The 17,783-nt window shown below is 56.4% G+C and carries 15 protein-coding genes; 14 read left to right on the top strand and 1 reads right to left on the bottom strand.

Annotated features, from left to right (window positions below; all coding sequences use genetic code 11):
* The first annotated feature begins 12 nt into the window (after positions 1-12).
* From secA to FHG12_RS11990, 9 genes are all read left to right on the top strand, one after another.
* Complete coding sequence (secA, locus tag FHG12_RS11950; RefSeq protein ID WP_139515946.1) at positions 13-3,411, top strand: preprotein translocase subunit SecA; 3,399 nt, start codon at positions 13-15, stop codon at positions 3,409-3,411.
* Positions 3,412-3,586: 175 nt separating this feature from the next.
* Positions 3,587-4,267 (top strand): deoxyribose-phosphate aldolase, encoded by a 681-nt coding sequence (gene deoC, locus FHG12_RS11955; protein ID WP_139515947.1) that lies wholly within the window; start codon positions 3,587-3,589, stop codon positions 4,265-4,267.
* Positions 4,248-4,805: a sporulation protein gene (locus FHG12_RS11960; protein ID WP_139515948.1), complete on the top strand. Its 558-nt coding sequence runs from the start codon at positions 4,248-4,250 to the stop codon at positions 4,803-4,805. Before deoC ends, FHG12_RS11960 begins: the two co-directional genes overlap by 20 nt.
* A gap of 20 nt (positions 4,806-4,825) precedes the next feature.
* Entirely contained in the window at positions 4,826-6,043 is a 1,218-nt protein-coding gene (locus FHG12_RS11965; RefSeq protein ID WP_139515949.1) for a M20 metallopeptidase family protein, read from the top strand.
* Positions 6,044-6,064: 21 nt separating this feature from the next.
* Positions 6,065-6,883, top strand: a complete 819-nt coding sequence (locus FHG12_RS11970) for a hypothetical protein (protein ID WP_139515950.1) — start codon at positions 6,065-6,067, stop codon at positions 6,881-6,883.
* Between the two features lie 227 nt (positions 6,884-7,110).
* Positions 7,111-7,554: an Hsp20/alpha crystallin family protein gene (locus tag FHG12_RS11975; RefSeq protein ID WP_139515951.1), complete on the top strand. Its 444-nt coding sequence runs from the start codon at positions 7,111-7,113 to the stop codon at positions 7,552-7,554.
* Positions 7,555-7,740: 186 nt separating this feature from the next.
* Complete coding sequence (locus FHG12_RS11980) at positions 7,741-9,243, top strand: Do family serine endopeptidase (protein WP_230471102.1); 1,503 nt, start codon at positions 7,741-7,743, stop codon at positions 9,241-9,243.
* A gap of 137 nt (positions 9,244-9,380) precedes the next feature.
* Positions 9,381-10,979, top strand: coding sequence for an L-piperidine-6-carboxylate dehydrogenase (gene amaB, locus FHG12_RS11985; protein WP_139515952.1), 1,599 nt, complete (start codon positions 9,381-9,383; stop codon positions 10,977-10,979).
* 132 nt (positions 10,980-11,111) lie between these two features.
* Complete coding sequence (locus FHG12_RS11990) at positions 11,112-13,052, top strand: LIC_10190 family membrane protein (protein ID WP_139515953.1); 1,941 nt, start codon at positions 11,112-11,114, stop codon at positions 13,050-13,052.
* 51 nt (positions 13,053-13,103) lie between these two features.
* On the opposite strand, the gene FHG12_RS11995 is transcribed toward FHG12_RS11990, so the two are convergent.
* Positions 13,104-13,604 (bottom strand): hypothetical protein, encoded by a 501-nt coding sequence (locus FHG12_RS11995; protein WP_139515954.1) that lies wholly within the window; start codon positions 13,602-13,604, stop codon positions 13,104-13,106.
* 214 nt (positions 13,605-13,818) lie between these two features.
* On the opposite strand from FHG12_RS11995, the gene FHG12_RS12000 reads away from it, so the two are divergent.
* From FHG12_RS12000 to FHG12_RS12020, 5 genes are all read left to right on the top strand, one after another.
* Entirely contained in the window at positions 13,819-14,385 is a 567-nt protein-coding gene (locus FHG12_RS12000) for an RNA polymerase sigma factor (protein WP_139515955.1), read from the top strand.
* A 92-nt stretch (positions 14,386-14,477) separates the two neighbouring features.
* A complete protein-coding gene (locus FHG12_RS12005; RefSeq protein ID WP_139515956.1) occupies positions 14,478-15,218 on the top strand; it encodes a hypothetical protein in 741 nt (246 codons plus the stop codon).
* Between the two features lie 5 nt (positions 15,219-15,223).
* Positions 15,224-16,486, top strand: a complete 1,263-nt coding sequence (locus FHG12_RS12010; RefSeq protein WP_139515957.1) for a DUF4097 domain-containing protein — start codon at positions 15,224-15,226, stop codon at positions 16,484-16,486.
* 244 nt (positions 16,487-16,730) lie between these two features.
* Entirely contained in the window at positions 16,731-17,201 is a 471-nt protein-coding gene (locus tag FHG12_RS12015; protein ID WP_230471103.1) for a PPC domain-containing DNA-binding protein, read from the top strand.
* A gap of 61 nt (positions 17,202-17,262) precedes the next feature.
* The gene (locus tag FHG12_RS12020) at positions 17,263-17,760 is read left to right on the top strand and encodes a PaaI family thioesterase (protein WP_230471104.1); all 498 of its coding nucleotides are present in this window, start codon (positions 17,263-17,265) and stop codon (positions 17,758-17,760) included.
* Positions 17,761-17,783 lie beyond the last annotated feature (23 nt).

Here is a 17,783-nt window from a genome sequence, read left to right on the forward strand (position 1 = left end):
AGAAAGACCAGCATGTTTGATTTTCTAGGGAAGACCGTCGCCAAGATCTTCGGCTCCAAATCGGAGCGGGACTTGAAGGAGATTATCCCGTACGTGGCGCTCATAAACGCCGAATATGCCAAACTGGCACAACTCTCCGATGATGAGTTGCGCCAGCGCACAGAGGAAGTACGTGGCCGGATTGATGCCCATTTGAAAGGCATCGACGACCAGATTGCGAGCCTGCACCAGCAGATCACCGATCAGCCGAATCTGGATGTAACGCAGAAAGAGAAGATTTTCGATCAGATCGACGAGCTTGAAAAGCAGCGCAACAAAGATCTCGAAGTTGTGCTGCTGGAAGTGCTGCCGGTGTCTTTTGCAATCGTGAAAGAAACGGCTCGTCGCTACAAAGAGAACGGCCAGTTGGTCGTGACGGCTACGGACTACGACCGTGCGTATGCTGCCACCAAGCCCAACGTTCGCATCGAAGGCGACAAAGCTATTTGGGCCAACAAGTGGATCGCCGGCGGTGCCGAAATCACTTGGGACATGGTGCATTACGACGTGCAGCTAATTGGCGGCGTTGTGCTCCACCAAGGCAAAATTGCGGAGATGGCCACGGGTGAGGGCAAAACGTTGGTATCGACGTTGCCTGCCTTCCTCAACGCTTTATCGCGGCGCGGTGTACACGTAGTAACCGTCAACGATTACTTGGCCAAGCGTGACTCGGAGTGGAATGCTCCGTTGTTCGAGTTTCACGGCATCAGCGTCGATTGCATCGACAAGCACCAGCCCAACACGGATGCTCGGCGCAAGGCCTACTTGGCCGATATCACCTACGGCACCAACAACGAGTTCGGCTTCGACTACCTGCGCGACAACATGGCGCGCGACCCCGAAGAGTTGGTGCAGCGCAAGCACCACTACGCCATGGTCGACGAAGTGGACTCCGTGCTCATCGACGATGCCCGGACGCCGTTGATCATTTCCGGCCCGGTACCGCGCGGCGACATCCACGAGTTTTATCAGCTGAAGCCCCGCATCCAGATGCTGGTCGATGCCCAGAAAAAGCTGGTGCAGGACTACTTGGTGCAAGCGCGTAAGCTCATCAAAGAGGGCAAAGATGGTCCGAAAGAAGGCGAAGGCGGCTTGATGCTGTTCCGTGCTTATCGGGGTTTGCCCAAGAGCAAGCCACTGATCAAATTCCTGTCGGAAACAGGGATGCGTGCCATTCTGCAGAAGACGGAGAACTATTATTTGCAGGATAACTCGCGGCAGATGCCCGAAGCCGATATGCCGTTGTACTTCACCATCGACGAGAAGAACAACCAAATCGAGCTTACCGAAAAAGGCATTGACCTGATCACGGCGCAGGGCGAAGATCCGCACCTGTTCATCATGCCCGATATTGGCGCTGAAATCGCTAACATCGAAAATAGCAAGACGTTAGGTAACGAAGATAAGCTGCATCAGAAAGAACATCTGATGCAGGAATACCAGGAAAAGTCGGAGCGGGTGCACACCGTAAACCAACTCCTGAAAGCGTATACGCTGTTTGAACGCGACGACCAATACATCCTGACCGACGACGGCAAGGTGAAGATCGTGGACGAGCAAACGGGCCGTGTAATGGAAGGCCGGCGGTATTCCGACGGTTTGCACCAAGCCATCGAAGCCAAGGAAAACGTGCGCGTCGAAGACGCCACGCAAACCTACGCTACCGTAACGCTGCAAAACTACTTCCGCATGTACCACAAGCTGTCCGGCATGACCGGTACGGCCGAAACCGAGGCGGGCGAGTTCTGGGAAATCTACAAGCTGGACGTGGTGGTAATTCCCACAAACAGAAGCATTTCCCGCAAAGACGAGCACGATAAGGTATACAAGACGGTGCGTGAGAAATACAACGCCGTTGCCGAAGAAATCCAGACGCTGGTGCAAGCCGGTCGGCCAGTACTCGTCGGTACGACGTCGGTAGAAATCTCCGAGCTGGTGAGCCGCATGCTGAAGCTGCGCGGCATCCAACACCAAGTCCTGAACGCCAAGCAAAACCAGCGTGAAGCCGAAATCGTGGCCAACGCCGGCTACCCCGGCACCGTAACCATTGCTACCAACATGGCTGGTCGGGGTACTGACATCAAGCTGAAGGAAACTTCGCGCGAGTCGGGTGGTCTGGCCATCATTGGTACCGAGCGCCACGAATCTCGCCGCGTCGACCGCCAGTTGCGTGGTCGTGCCGGTCGCCAAGGCGACCCAGGTTCTTCCCAGTTCTTTGTGTCGCTGGAAGACAACCTGATGCGTTTGTTCGGCTCTGATCGCATCGCCAAGCTCATGGACCGCATGGGTCTGGAAGAAGGCGAAGTGATTCAGCACTCCATGATTACTTCGTCCATCGAGCGGGCGCAGAAGAAAGTGGAAGAGAACAACTTCGGCACCCGGAAGCGTCTGCTGGAGTACGATGACGTGATGAACGCCCAGCGCGAAGTAGTGTACAAGCGCCGCCGCAATGCCCTGTTTGGCGAGCGTCTGGAGCTGGACATCTGGAACATGATCTATGACGTGTGCGAAGACATCGCAACGGGTCATAAGCTCACCAACGACTTCGAGGACTTCAAGCTGGCCGTGATTCGTGTGTTCGGCTACGATACGCACCTCACGGCGCAGGACCTCAGCAACTTGCAAGCGCCTGCGCTCACGCAAAAGCTTTATGATGAGGCACTTGGCTATTACGAAAGCAAAAATGACCACATCGCTGGCAACACGCTGCCGCTCGTCAACGATTTGCTCTCGCAGAATGCCCCATACGAGAACATCGCCATTCCTTTCACAGATGGTCGCAAGCAGGTAACGGCCGTAGCCAATTTGCGCAAAGCGCAGGCCAACGGTGGTCACGAGGCGCTGCGGGCGATGGAAAAGGTTGTGGTTCTGTCGGTTATCGATCAGGCCTGGACGCAGCACCTGCGCTCCATGGACGACCTGAAGCAAGTGGTACAGAATGCCGTGTACGAGCAGAAAGACCCGCTTTTGGTGTACAAGTTCGAGTCGTTTGAGCTGTTCAAAAACATGATTGGCAAGGTGAACGAGGAAACGGTTTCGTTCCTGTTTCACGCCGATATTCCGGTGCAGCAAAGCCAAGACGGCTACGCTGAGCCCGAATACTTCATGGAAGATGAAATGCCCAAGCCTGCGCCGGCTCCCAAGCTGAAAGCGCAGAAGGAAGTATCTTCGGTATCACTTGGGGCGGGCCCTGAAGACATAGCGCCGGAAGCGCCGGTGCTGGAAAAGCAAGTGCCCATCCGAGCTCATAAAATTGCCAACCGCAATGAAAAAGTAAGCGTGCAGTACATGGACGGCCGTATCGTGCGCGATGTGAAGTACAAAACCGTGGAAGACGACGTGCTTAACAACCGTTGCGTGCTGGTAGACTAGCATTTTGGCTTCGCGAGAAACCAACTTTTAAAGGTGGCAGGCAGATTCCTCAGGATTTCTGCCTGCCACTACTAGTTTTAAAACGATTGATTAGCGTATAAGCCTGAGCTTACGTAGGTTGGGAAATTATTGCTCACGCTCTCCTGGCCACCTTATTGCTAACCACCCTCTTCCCATGATTCCATCGTTTACGGACCTCGCCTCGCGCATCGACCACACGCTACTACGACCTGATGCCACCCGCTCACAGATCGTGCAGTTGTGCGCCGAAGCCGCTTCCGCCCAGTTTGCTACGGTATGCGTGCCGCCTTGCTACGTACGCTTCGCCGCCGACGAACTCCGCGAAACGAGCGTGCTGGTGTGTACGGTAGTTGGGTTTCCGCTGGGGTATCAGATCACGAAAGTGAAGTTCTTCGAGGCTCACCAAGCGCTGACGGACGGAGCCAAAGAGCTGGACATGGTTATGAACATTGCCGCGTTCAAATCGGGACGGCTGGAGGAAGTAGAGGAGGAGATCGGGCAGTTGGCGGAGCTTTGTCATTTCAAGAATGCCCTTCTCAAGGTCATCATTGAAACGGCTCTGCTGAATGAAGAAGAAATTGTAACGGCCTGTAAACTATGCGCTTCGGCCGGTGCCGATTTCGTGAAGACGTCCACGGGATTTGCTAGTCGGGGTGCGTCGCTGGCCGACATCGAGCTGATGCGCCGCAGCTTGCCCTCCAACATTCGTATCAAAGCGGCCGGGGGCATCCGTACCCGCGTGGCCGCGCTGGCCTTGCTGGCGGCCGGTGCCGACCGTCTGGGTTCGTCCAATAGCCTAGCTTTGCTGGAAGAAAATGAAACACCTGCTTTGTAAATTGCTGACTATCTGCATATTGTATTCTTTGTCGGCCTGCGCGGCATCCGCTCCGAGTGCTTCTTCGCGTAGCACTGCATCCGGCGATACCACCAAAAGCCGCCCGGCCCAGCAAGCGGCACCCGCGGAGGATCTGAGTCGTTACCGGCCTGTGTTTACGCAGCCGAAAACTACGGTTGCGGCGAGCGCCGCTGCCAAACCATTGGTGGTGCCCACCAACCACGTAAACGCCCAGATTGAGCAGCGTCTGCGCGACCAGGCCTACACCAACCAAAACGTGAAGTATGCCCAGGGATTTCGTATTCTGGCGTATGTGGGGCTGGAGCGCGATCAGGCTATGGCGACGCGCCGGGCCATCATTAGTCGGTACCCGGAAGAGACCGATTACATGACTTTTAAGCAACCCGTGTTTCGCCTGTGGATTGGCGATTATCTAACCCGCCTCGAAGCCGAGCAAGCCATGGTGCGCATCCGGCCGTTTGCACCCAAAGCTGAGCTGCAACCAGCGCAGGTAGTATTAAACAAAACGACGTTCTAGCGTCTGATTCCCCTAATTTCGTGGAGCACCTCATTCCTCGCATTCACCAATTGGCTACCCAGGTGGCGGCCGATGTTGTGGCGTTGCGCCACCACCTGCACGCGCACCCTGAGCTTTCGTTTCAGGAATTTCAAACGGCTGCTTTCGTAACCGAACAGCTTCAGAATCTTGGGCTTAAGCCGCAAGCTATGGCCACAACCGGCGTGGTGGCCCTGATTGAGGGGCGCAACCCCGAAAGCCGCGTGGTGGCCTTGCGTGCCGACATGGACGCGCTGCCCATTCAGGAGCAAAATGAAGTACCGTACCGGTCGCAAAACGCCGGGGTGATGCACGCCTGCGGCCACGACGTACACACGTCGTCGTTGCTGGGCACGGCGCGCATCCTGTCGCAGCTACGCGACGAATTTGAAGGCACGGTGAAGCTTATTTTTCAGCCCGGCGAAGAAATCGTGCCTGGTGGCGCTTCCATTATGATTGAGGAGGGCGTGCTGGAAAATCCGGTGCCGGACAGCGTGTTTGGTCAACACGTATTCCCGATGCTGCCTGCTGGCAAAATCGGCTTGCGCAGTGGCCGCTACATGGCCAGCGCCGACGAGTTGTACCTGACCGTTCGCGGCAAAGGTGGCCACGGCGCCATGCCCGACATCAACATCGATCCGGTATTGGTCACGGCCCACCTGATTGTGGCCATGCAGCAGATTGTCAGCCGGCGCGCCAATCCCAAAATTGCGTCGGTGCTGTCGTTTGGAAAAGTGATTGCCAACGGCGCTACCAACGTGATTCCCAACGAGGTATACGTAGAAGGTACCTTCCGCACGCTCGATGAGAAATGGCGTGAAGAAGCCCATGTGCACCTGCGTAAGCTGGCCGAAGGCTTGGCTGAATCGATGGGCGCTACTTGCGAGCTCGAAATCCGGCGCGGTTACCCGTGCCTCGACAACGAGCCCGAGCTGACGGCCCGCGTAAAAGCCGCTGCCGAGGAATATTTAGGTGCCGAAAACGTCATTGAAATTGACCAGTGGATGGCAGCCGAAGACTTTGCGTATTATTCGCAAAGCGCCAATTCGTGCTTTTATCGCCTCGGCACTCGCGCCGACGACGGTCGCTTTGCCTCATCGGTGCATACACCCACCTTCGACGTCGACAGCAAGGCTTTGGAAATTGGGCCGGGCCTGATGGCGTGGCTGGCTGTGCGCGAACTGACGGCTCCAAGTAGCACCGAAAAGGCTTCTTTATAAATATCTGTATATCAATTATTTGTGAATAATACTTATTCGTTCCTAATCCCATTTCTCATTATTGCCAGCTGTTTCACTTGCGTTGAGCGCAGCCAAGCGCAAACCCGGCGGGCAGTAAACGAAACGCAGCTCCAGCCGGAAGCACAGGCAGAAATAGCGCTGGAAGGCGACGATTACGTGTACGGCGCAGTAAACCTGTTGCACTCGACCGGCAACAGCGCCTCCAATAAGTTCGAGCAAACGCAGTTGCACTTCGGCTACGAGCACTTCTGGAACGACCGCTGGAGCTGGGGCGCTACGCTACGCGGCGTGTCCTATGGTAGCGGAAGCAACGGATTGGATGGTGCAGTACTACCCGAGTTGCTGATCCGACACTGGAACGCCTTGGGTGGCTTTAACTTCCGCCAGCGGCTGGGGCTGCGTTATCTGGTGCCTTTGCAATCGGGATCGAGTCGGGCACAAACGGCCCTGCGCTTCGAACTCGATCGGCTGGTGCCCTTGGGGGAGCGCGTGGCGTTACGGCCCCGGCTGGCATATGAAGGAGTCGTGTACCTGCGTTTGCAGCGCGACCTCGACGTGCCCAAGGAACGCTTCATCGACTTCTCAAACTGGCGGGCCGAACTGGGCGTGCGGCTAACCGATCACGTTGATTTTACGCCTTGGTTTGGCCACCAAACTACCTACGCCTTCGCCCTACCCCAAACCGACGGCACTGGCAAAGTAGTGATCCCCGGCGGCCGCCTGAATCTGGTAACACCAGTCGTGGGGTTGGATGCGCGTTTTACCATTTTCTCGGGTGCGCTAAACGCAGTACGACGCCAGTTGCCTACCCAACACTAGTGGAATGCGTCATATTGGCATGAGCTTGGGTTTATACAATATGGCGTTTAAATATGTTGGGCTGACAAAATCACACTTGGGGCTATTAGTGTAATTTTCGCAATTCTAGCTTTCCAGACTTTATGGCAGTCGTTAGAGTCTGTTTTTGCCTTGGTACAGATTTTATAGAAGTAGGGCGTACCGACAACGGTACACTCAACTTCTGACTTTGAAATCTGCTTATCACCATGGCAACTCTTCTGTATAACAACCGTCCTGCTCTTCGCCCTTCGCGCGCTTTCAATTCTGTGCTAAACGAGCTACTCCGCGACACCTTACCAGCCGTCAACGAACCCGGCAAAAGCTTTGTGCCACAAGCCGACGTGCTCGAATCGGCTCAAGGTTTTGAACTGCAATTAGCTGTGCCCGGCGTAGCTAAAGAAGACGTTAAAATCGACTTTCAGGAAGGCCGCCTCGTAATCAGCGGCGAGCGCAAGGCGCCTGCAGCCGATGAAAATGCTCCCAAATTCCGCCGCGTAGAAACGGCCTACGGCACCTTCACACGCTCTTTCCGCCTGCCCGAAACGGTGGACGTATCGGCCATCAACGCCGAACTCACCGACGGCATCCTGCGTGTGAGCTTGCCCTTCGATACCAACAAGGTAACAAAGCACCACATTGAAGTGCGCTAAGCGCCTTCGGAAGTAAAAAAAAGGCACCGCTTTGGGTGCCTTTTTTATTCGCTCCGTTGTTGTACGCATGCAACCACATACTAGTCTTTTAGGCTCTTGCGTTAGTGAAGTACGAATTCATTCGGAATTCACGATTGTATTGTAACTTAAGGCGACTTCTTTCTAAATAAACCATCATTATTACCCATGCAAGCAAAACAAATGATGCTCGGCCTGCTCGGTTCCGCTATACTGGGCGGCGGTGTGGCCGTAGGTGGGTACAAGCTGCTGGAACCCGAGCGCATCAACGCGCCACAGGTGATAGCTGCTGACCCCAACGTTCGGTATACCAGCGAGTTGCGCAGTAGCAACTACGTGGTGCCCGAAGGCCTGAACTTTACGGCGGCGGCAGCCTCCGTGACGCCGGCCGTAGTGCACGTGATGACGGAGTATGCGCCCAAGATGGGTGACAACAGCACTGCCCGCATGGACCCCTTCCTGCGGCAGTTCTTTGGCGACGACATTGAGCAATACCACGGCCGTTCGCAAGGCGCGCAGATGGGCTCCGGCTCGGGCGTTATCATTGCCGCCAACGGCTATATCGTTACTAACAACCACGTTATCGACAAAGCCGACAAAATTGAGGTGGTGCTCGACGACAAGCGCAAGTTCAAAGCCGAACTGGTCGGTACGGACCCCAACACCGATTTGGCGCTGCTGAAAGTGCAGGCCGACAACCTCCCTTTCGTGCGTTACGGCAACTCCGACGACGTGAAAGTAGGGCAGTGGGTACTGGCCGTCGGCAACCCTTTCAATCTGAACTCTACCGTAACCGCAGGTATTATTTCGGCTAAAGGCCGGAATATCAACATCTTGCGTCGTGAAGATAACATGGGCATCGAGTCGTTCTTGCAGACCGATGCTGTCGTGAACCCTGGCAACTCAGGCGGGGCGCTCGTCAACCTCAACGGCGATCTGATCGGCATCAACTCGGCCATCGCTTCCCAAACCGGCGTGTTTGAAGGCTACTCGTTTGCCGTGCCGTCTTCAATCGTGAGCAAGGTGGTCGACGACCTCCTGAAATACAAGGTGGTACAGCGGGCGTTGCTCGGCGTAAACATCCGCGAAGTTGATGCTACGCTGGCTTCGGAGAAGAAGCTGAAAAACCTCAACGGCGTGTACGTGGTAGGCCTGGGCAAAAACAGCGCGGCTGCCGACGCTGGCTTGCAGGAAGGCGACATCATTACCGAAATCAACGGCGTGAAAGTAAACACGGCCTCGCAATTGCAAGAGCAAGTGGCCCGCTTCCGTCCCGGCGATAAGATCAAAGTAGCGTTCCTGCGCGACGAGAAAGCCCGCACCGTAAGTGCAACCCTGCGTAATGCCACCGGCACAACCGAAGTCGTGCGCGAGGAAGTTGCCAAGGCCATCAAGTACGAAGGCGCGACGCTGGCCCCAGTTAGCCGTCAGGAAATGAACAAGTTGGGTTTGGAAGGCGGCGCTAAAATCAGCGGCGTGAAAGACAGCAACTTCCGCGAAACCGGCATCGACGAAGGCTTTATCATCACCCGCATCGATAAGAACAAGGTGACTAAGCCTCAGGATGTGCAGCGCTACCTCGAAGCCGCCAAGGACAACCAAGGCGCCTTGGTAGAAGGCATTTACCCCGACGGCCGGAAAGCCTATTACCCAATTGGGCAATCTGAGTAACTGTTTAATAATCAGATATTTGCAAATAAAAGCCTTCGCCTGTCAGCGAAGGCTTTTTTGTTAGCTTTGTTTGACCAAAACGATCGGCCTTTGGCCTTGTTGGAGCGAAACAGGGCATTTTACAAACCAACCACCCCATGAAACAAGCACTCGAAGAAGCTACCGCTACCGGCGACGCGCCTGCGCACGCCGACCCGCACGGCATCCAAACCATTCTGCGCGAACTCGGCATTCGGGCGGAAAATCCTGCTTACAGCACCGGCCTGAACTGGGGCGGCGAGCACGACCGGCAGCAACGCACCATCACGTCGCCAGCCGATGGCAAGCGCATCGCCACCATCAACCTGGCCACCACCGAAGATTACGACCAAGTGGTGCAGACGGCGCAGGAAGCTTTCAAAACGTGGCGCTTGGTGCCCGCCCCGAAGCGCGGCGAAATTGTACGCCAAATCGGCAACAAGCTGCGCGAATTTAAGGAGCCGCTGGGCAAGCTGGTGAGCTACGAAATGGGCAAAATCCTGCAGGAAGGCCTAGGCGAAGTGCAGGAAATGATCGACATCTGCGACTTCGCCGTGGGGCTTTCGCGGCAGCTGCACGGCTTCACGATGCACTCCGAGCGCCCCGCGCACCGCATGTATGAGCAGTACCATCCGCTGGGCGTGGTCGGCATTATTTCGGCTTTCAACTTCCCGGTGGCTGTGTGGAGCTGGAACGCCATGCTGGCCGCTGTATGCGGCGATGTCAGCATTTGGAAGCCTTCGGAAAAAACGCCGCTGGCCGCAGTAGCAGTGCAGAGCATTATTCGTAATGTGTTGCAGGAGAATGAGATACCTGAAGGTGTATTCAGCCTTGTGCTGGGCGATGCTACCGTAGGCGCGGCCATGGCCGCCGACGTACGGGTGCCGCTGGTATCGGCAACGGGCTCTACGCGCATGGGCAAAAAAGTAGGCGAAGTGGTCGGGGGCCGGTTGGGCCGGGCGCTGCTGGAGTTGGGCGGCAACAATGCCATCATTCTCACCGAGCACGCCGACCTGGAAATTGCGATTCGGGCCGTAGTATTTGGTGCGGTGGGCACGGCCGGCCAGCGTTGCACTACTACGCGCCGCCTCATCATCCACGACTCGATTTATGAGGAGGTAAAGCAACGTTTGTTGGCCATTTACCCGAAACTGCCCATTGGCAATCCGTTGCAGGAAGGCACGTTGGTCGGCCCGCTGATTGATCAGGAGGCGGTAGCCGGCTTCACCAAGGCGCTGGAAGCCGTGCAGCAAGAAGGTGGCAAGGTGTTGATCGGCGGCGAAGTACTCGCTGGCGATGCTTATCCTAGCCCCACATACGTGCGGCCCGCGCTGGTAGAGGCCGAAAATCACTACCACACAGTGCAGGAGGAAACGTTTGCCCCAATTCTGTATCTCATTAAATATCAAGGAGATGTAGAAGCCGCCATTGCGCTGCAAAACGGTGTGCGCCAGGGTCTTTCGTCGGCTATTTTTTCACTGAACATGCGCGAAACCGAGACTTACCTCAGCCATGTCGGCTCCGACTGCGGCATTGCCAACGTAAACATCGGGACCTCCGGGGCTGAAATCGGCGGGGCATTTGGTGGTGAGAAGGAAACCGGCGGCGGCCGCGAGTCGGGCTCCGATGCTTGGCGCATCTACATGCGCCGCCAGACAAACACTATCAATTACTCTACGCAATTGCCTCTTGCACAGGGAATTAAATTTGACGTATAAACTCAGTGACTACTTCGAGCGCTTGTCTTTGGGTGAGCGCTCGAATTGTTTATTGGGTGGTCTCTTGTTATATTGAAAATTAAAATTAGATTTGTACAGTATCAATAACCTATTGCAATTGCTCAGAGCGGTATGATCTTGCTGTTGCTGGCAGGCATGTATGCGACGTTAGTGCCGTTAGGATGGGGCGTGTGGTTTGTGCAAGCCATTCGCCTAATCTTTCGTGGCCGCTTGCCCGATGCACCCGTTTCGGCCCTGACAACCTGGCTAGGCGGGCTGGCGTTGCTGACCGTGCTGCTACAGCTGTGGTCGGTGGCTGGGCCTATCCATACCGGCGCCCACATTGTTGCCAGCCTGCTTGGGGTCGCCGGACTGCTTCATTCGGCCGGCCGGCGCCTGCTTCAACAGCTCGTGACCCGCGTGCAGGAAATGCACAGATTAGTACAGGGTTTGAGTATATTATTGATATTCAGTGCGTTGCTGGTGAGTAGCATGCCACCCCTCAACGTCGATACTGGCCTGTACCATGCCCAAGCGGTGCGGTGGCTGGAAGAAGTAGGGGTAGTGCCCGGTCTGGCCAACATCGACATTCACATCGGCTACAATCCCGCGTGGTTTGTGCCCGAGGCCCTGTTTAGCTGGGGGCGCTACGTGGGCTACCCCTTGCACCTGCTGGATATGGTGCTGTTCTGCCTGTTCGGCGTGTACGGGCTGCTGGGCTTGGAGGGGCTGATTCGGGGGCAGTTCCGACCGGTGGATGTGCTGCGCGTGGCCCTAACGGCCACCATGACGCTCTGGCTGTTAGAGGAGTTGCCTTCGCTGTCGCCCGACCCGCCCGCGGCCATCATCGTGTTCTTTTTGCTCCTGCAAGCTATTCTGCTGCCGCTGCCTGCGAAAGGCGACCTAACCATAGCGCACGTCGCCGTCATGCTGCTGTGCGTATTTGCAGTTACGCTGAAGCTGTCGGTGGTTCCGGTATTGCTGTTGCCGGCGTGGTGGCTTTTTCGCTCCCGGCAGGGTAGGTCGGGCTATTTTCTGGCGATGATGGCGGCGCTGTCGCTCGTGATTGTGGCGCCGTGGTGCATTCGCAACGTACTCATTAGCGGCTATCTGATTTTCCCGCTGGCGGCCATTGACCTGTTTAATCCCGACTGGAAATTTCCGGTGGCCGAGCTAGAAAAGCACGTCGTATATATCCGCGAGTTTGCCCGCAACGAGCAGTTTTACAGCGAGATAAGTATTCACGGCAAACCCATGAGCTTCTGGCTGCCCTTGTGGTGGGTACGCCAGAGCTTACACAATAAGCTGCTGGCTGTGGCTCTACCGCTGCTGTTGGTGATTGCCGTACCGTTTGGCGTTCGGCAATACCGACAAGGGCGTTTTCCGCAGGCCAAGGCCCACTTGGGCATGTTGGCAATCGCAGTAGGCGGGATTGTTTTTTGGGCGGTCTCGGCGCCTTCGTTCCGCTTTGGTTACGGCTTTTTGCTGTCTACACTGTGCCTGCTGCTACTGCCTTTCATCTGGGAAATCGCGTTGCGCAACAGCCGGCTGCTGGTCAAAATGTTTTCCGGGGCCCTGGTGAGCATCATCGTCGTGATTGTATTCAGCATCGAATACCGCAATTTTCTGCTGCCCAAAACCCTAACGCCGCGCGAATACACCACTTTGCTCAGAGGCATTGTGCCCACCCCCGACCGTACCTTTATTCAAACGCACTACCTCTACGTTCCGGCCAACCACCTGTTTGTGCTTGATGCCCTGCCCATCCGGACGAAAATGCACAGCATCGGTATTCTCATTAATAGCGGTAAGATCCATAATACCAAGGGGTTAATGAGTATGGCGAATTATTGGTTTCGGCCCGCGCCGTATTCGGTCAATGAGTTTCGGCCCTTGCAACTGGGCTCGTTGCACCTGTGGCAGGTCAAAATAGACGAGATTCCCTGGTATGCGCCGTTTCCGTACGTGGCGCGCCCGCAGCTGTGCTATTCCAGAGGCAACAGCATCGCGGCTGGTTTTCGGCCGCGCGAGAAGCCCAACATCCGAAACTGGCAGTTTGAGTGCAATTGGTAGCCCACGGAGGCACAAAGCCCGCTCCATAAGGTGGGCGGGCTTTGTGCCGGATTATTTATCGATTTTGATGTCGCCGTGGCCTTTCTGATACAGCGTACCATCGGCGCCGTAAAACGCATAGTACATGCGGTAGACGTGGCCACTGCTGAACTTGTCGGGTGGGAAGGCCTGCATAAACGATAAGCGCGGGGCGTCGATGGCAATCTCCTGATTCTGAATGACTTTGTATTGTTGATCGACAAAAACCAGCTTGGCTTTGATAGCCGTCATTTTGGAGTCGAAGTGAAATTGCCCAGCGCCACCCGCCGCAACGGGGTTCGGAAAGAAGCTCATGTTGGTGAGGCCACCGAGTTGGCTGCCGTTCAGCTCGATCTTGGTGGCGAAGGAAAAGAGGGCCTTTTCTTTCTTGTTCCAACTGCCGTCCGAAGTCCAGTCGGTGGGATCGTCACCATGCGGATAATTGTGCGCGTCGCGGTACGTAATGCCCGCATCCGGGCCGAAATCTATCTTCTCGGCGCAGGTGGTCAGCAGGGCCAAGGCGAGCAGAAGCATACAAGGTCTTTTCACTAAGTCCTGAGTATTAAAACGTTGTAAAATACCAAAGCAAGCCCGCAAGATAGCGCCTGGCCGGAAGAAGTGCGCGCCGGGGTGCAACCTTGCGGAGCGGTGGGTTGTCTTTTCGTTGCTTACTCGCCTAGGTTAGCAGCTTCGCCCGAAAAGCGGTAATTTACCGTTCCTCATTCTCATCACCGCAACCACGTATTGCATGGAAGCAGTTGCGTACACCGACATCAATGCCCCCCTGGTGGAGCGCTGCCGCTTGGGCGACCGGCGCGCCCAGGCCGAGATCTATAAACGCTACTCCAAGGCCATGTTCAACGCGAGCCTGCGCATCACGGGCGACTACGCCGAGGCCGAAGACGTGTTGCAGGAATCATTTTTGAGCGCCTTTCGGGAGCTACACAGCTACAAAGGCGATTCGTCGTTTGGAAGCTGGCTGAAGCGTATAGTTATCAATAAGAGTATCAACTGCTTACGCAACCGACGTCTGCAACTGGTGCCTTTAGCCGAGCAGCACGACGGCGTAGCGATCAGCGACGAAACCTTCGGCGGGCCCGATGCAGAAGAAATCAGCTGGCGGGCCGATGTACTGCGCCGTTGCGTGCAGGAACTCCCAGATGGCTACCGCGTTGTGTTGTCGCTGTACCTGCTGGAAGGCTACGACCATGCCGAAATCGCCGACATTTTAAACATTACCGAGTCCACTTCTAAATCGCAGTACAGCCGTGCGCGTAAGAAGCTTTTGGAACTCGCTCGCCAACACGGATTATAACCTTGCCATTTGCCGGGCCTCGCTCACTGCCCGCCCCACCTCCTCGACGGTGAGCGAGTGACCTGATACCAACTGCGCGTTTGACCACCTATATGAACGAGAAGAAAACCGGACTTGAAGCCTTTGTCGAGCGCCAGCGCGCCGACTTCGATGCTTTTGAGCCGCGCCCGAATTTATGGGACGAAATTGAGAGTCAGCTTGCGGCCCCCGAGGCGCAGGACGAGGAATCGGTGCGTATTGTAAAGCTCGAACCCGAAATGGCTGCCCCAGAGAAGGCGGCTAAGCAGGGCTTCCGCTATCGCATTGCGGCCGCCGCCGCCGTGTTGTTGCTGGCGGGCGGTGGCTTCTGGTTGCAGCGCGAAGTGCCGTTGCAGCAAGTAGGCGCCATCTGGACCAAGAGCAAAACGGTACCTGTGGTGAAAACCCCGCCAGCTACCCAGCCCCAATCCTTCATGTACGTAGGGCCGCCGCCCGCCCCTATGCAAGCCGCTGAGGGCCCGGCTCAGCGCCTTACTTCGGCGGTACAGCGCATGGAGACCTACTACGCCAACCAGATTACGGAACGCCAAAGCGAGCTGCGCCAGCTGGACAAAGAAGCCGCGCTGACCCCCGGCGCCGATTGGCGCAACGAATTGGCCGAGCTTGATTCGACGTATCGGCAGCTCAAAGTTGAGCTCTACCGCAACCCCGAGCCCGACGTGGTGCTGGATGCCATGAACCGCAACCTGCAGATCCGGCTCGACATTCTCAATCAGCAATTGCGCACCCGTGAGCGTATTCAGGATTATCATTCCCCTGCCACTGAACCGGCGGCTACCGCTGCTGCCCACTAACCCATATGAACTCCTTGCTCATCAAGTGTAAATTCTGGGCTATAGCAGTGGTAGCGCTGCTGGCTTCTGCCCCTGCGGGCAAGGCGCAGGGGCAGGAGGTAACCCCGGCTCTCTCGAGCGCCACCCAGATACAGTACTATTGCGACCCCAGTCCGGAAGGTCCTACGCTGATCTTGACGGAGCAACCGCATGCGATTCAAAGCGATAACCAACAACCCAGTACCGAAGGCCCCGACCAAGATGGCGCCGGAACGGTGCCGGCTGTAGAGAAATCACGCCACCTGAGCCGCACGTTTCCGGCGGTGGCCGGCCGGCTCTACGCCTTGGATACGCGTTACGGCCGGGTTCAGATTAATACTTGGGGCCGCAACGAGATCCGGACCGATGTGGAAATCATCACCCGGGCCGATACCGACGAGAAAGCCCAGCAGCTTCAGGACATGATTCAGGTGCTGCTGATCGCCAACGACCCCGCTACCGGCGGCATTTCGGCCAAGTCGCGCTTCGGCCTGATGCCCCGCGCGTGCTGGAGCCGGCTGCGGCTGTACGAAGTGAACTATACCATCTGGATGCCCAAAAACACGCCGTTGCGGGCGTATACCAGCTTCGGCGAGATCAGCATCAACGGCGACCTGACCGGCCCTACGGAGCTAGCCGTCGAATACGGTGTGCTCCATACCGACCGCCTCGAAGGCGCCCAAAACCTGGTGCGGGTGGGCAACGGCCAAGGCACCATCGCTTACGCCCGCAAAGCCGGTATCGATGCCTCGTACTCCAAGCTGCATCTGGAAGCAGGTCAAACCGTGGATTTGCGCAACAACTACTCTGATATTGACATTGGTTCGGTGCAGAACCTGACTGTGCACAGCAAGTACGGCGAAGTCGCGCTGGGCACCGTGCACAACCTGAGTGGCACTTCGGGGTACAGCAAGTTCAGCATCGACAAGCTGCGCAATCAGCTGGACATGACCCTGCAATACTGCCCCGCCTTTGAAGTGCGCAACACCGGCAAAAACTTCCAGCGCATCAACCTAGCCGGCGGTTTCAGCACCATACTGCTCAACTTCCCCGACGACGCCGGCTTCAATTTCGACGTGAACACCGAACACGGCAAAGTGGACATCGATAAGCGGTGGGTACAGTTGCAGCCCACGGCCATCAGCGCCTCCGCCAGCGACCTGCAAGGCAAATACGGCGCTGCCCTGACCAAAAACTCCGGTAACGTCAACATCAAAGTACACAACGGCACGGTGAGCTTTAACAAGTAATTGATTGATAATCAATGGGTTGTGTGTTTAAGATATTGTGATATTTCCTCTGAAAAGGCCGGCTACACCCGGCCTTTTTCATTGTAGTGCGGCTCGCGCTACAGCTAAAAAGCGCTATGTTTAGGCGGCCGGAAGCGTACGGCATTCCTGCGTTTCTGAGCCCGAAACTGATTGTATGCGTTGTTTCATTGTGGTAGTGTGTTGGCTGGGGCTCGGTGCTCCGGCTGTTTTGGCTCAAAAATCTATGTCTACGCCTGCTACTGCGGTTGCCTTGCCTTCGTCGATGCGCACGTTTTCCCTGCGTTTGCAGCCGGGGCAGGATTTGCAGAAGGAGCTAACGGCTTTCGTGGAGGTCCATCAGGTGCGGGCCGGGGCCGTTGTAACGTGCGTGGGCAGCCTTACCACTACCACCCTGCGGCTGGCTAACCAACAGGGGGCCAGCGTGTACCGCGGGCATTTCGAAATTGTCTCGTTGGTGGGCACGCTCTCCGTAAACGGCAGCCACCTACACCTGGCCGTGTCCGATTCGACGGGGCGCACCATCGGCGGGCACCTGTTGCCGGGCAACATCATCTACACCACCGCCGAGCTGGTGATTGGCGTACTGGACGAAGTAGATTTTCGGCGCGAGCTCGATCCGGTTTCGACGTATAAAGAGTTGAAGATCTATCCGTTGCCGGATAAAAAACGTGCGGCCAAAAAAGGTACTCCGTAGACTCGCTAGGAGCCGAGGGAGTCAGGAGCAAGTAATTGAGAATCAAGCGGTATCTTATTGTATGACCACCACCGATACTCCCCAGGCCGTTGCTTTCCGGCGGACCATCCAGAATCCGACCAAGTTGCGGCTGTTTATGCTCCGCAGCTTGCCGATGGCGTACCTGGCCGGCCTGCGTGTGAAAGAAATGACGCCTGAGCACGCTGTTATAACGGTGCCCTTTAAGTATCTGACCAAGAACCCGTTCCGTAGTATTTATTTTGCGTGCCTCGCTATGGCGGCCGAGTTGGCCAGCGGCGTGCTCTCGATGATGTACGTGAGCAGCGGCTCGCCCGTGTCGATGCTGGTGGTGAAGATGGAAGCCGAGTTTAGCAAAAAAGCCGTCGGCCTGATTTCCTTTACCAGCTCCGACGGAGCCGCCATTGGGCAGGCCATCGCCGAAAGTCGGGCCACAGGCGAAGGCCGCACCGTGGTGTGCACCAGCACCGGCACCGACGAAGCCGGCGACGTGGTGGCCGTCTTCCGGATTACGTGGTCGTATCGGGCCAAGAAAGGATAAATCTGTTCTACCCTGGGCTTGTC

The sequence above is a fragment of the Hymenobacter jejuensis genome (genome assembly GCF_006337165.1).
In the GTDB taxonomy this organism is placed as follows: domain Bacteria; phylum Bacteroidota; class Bacteroidia; order Cytophagales; family Hymenobacteraceae; genus Hymenobacter; species Hymenobacter jejuensis.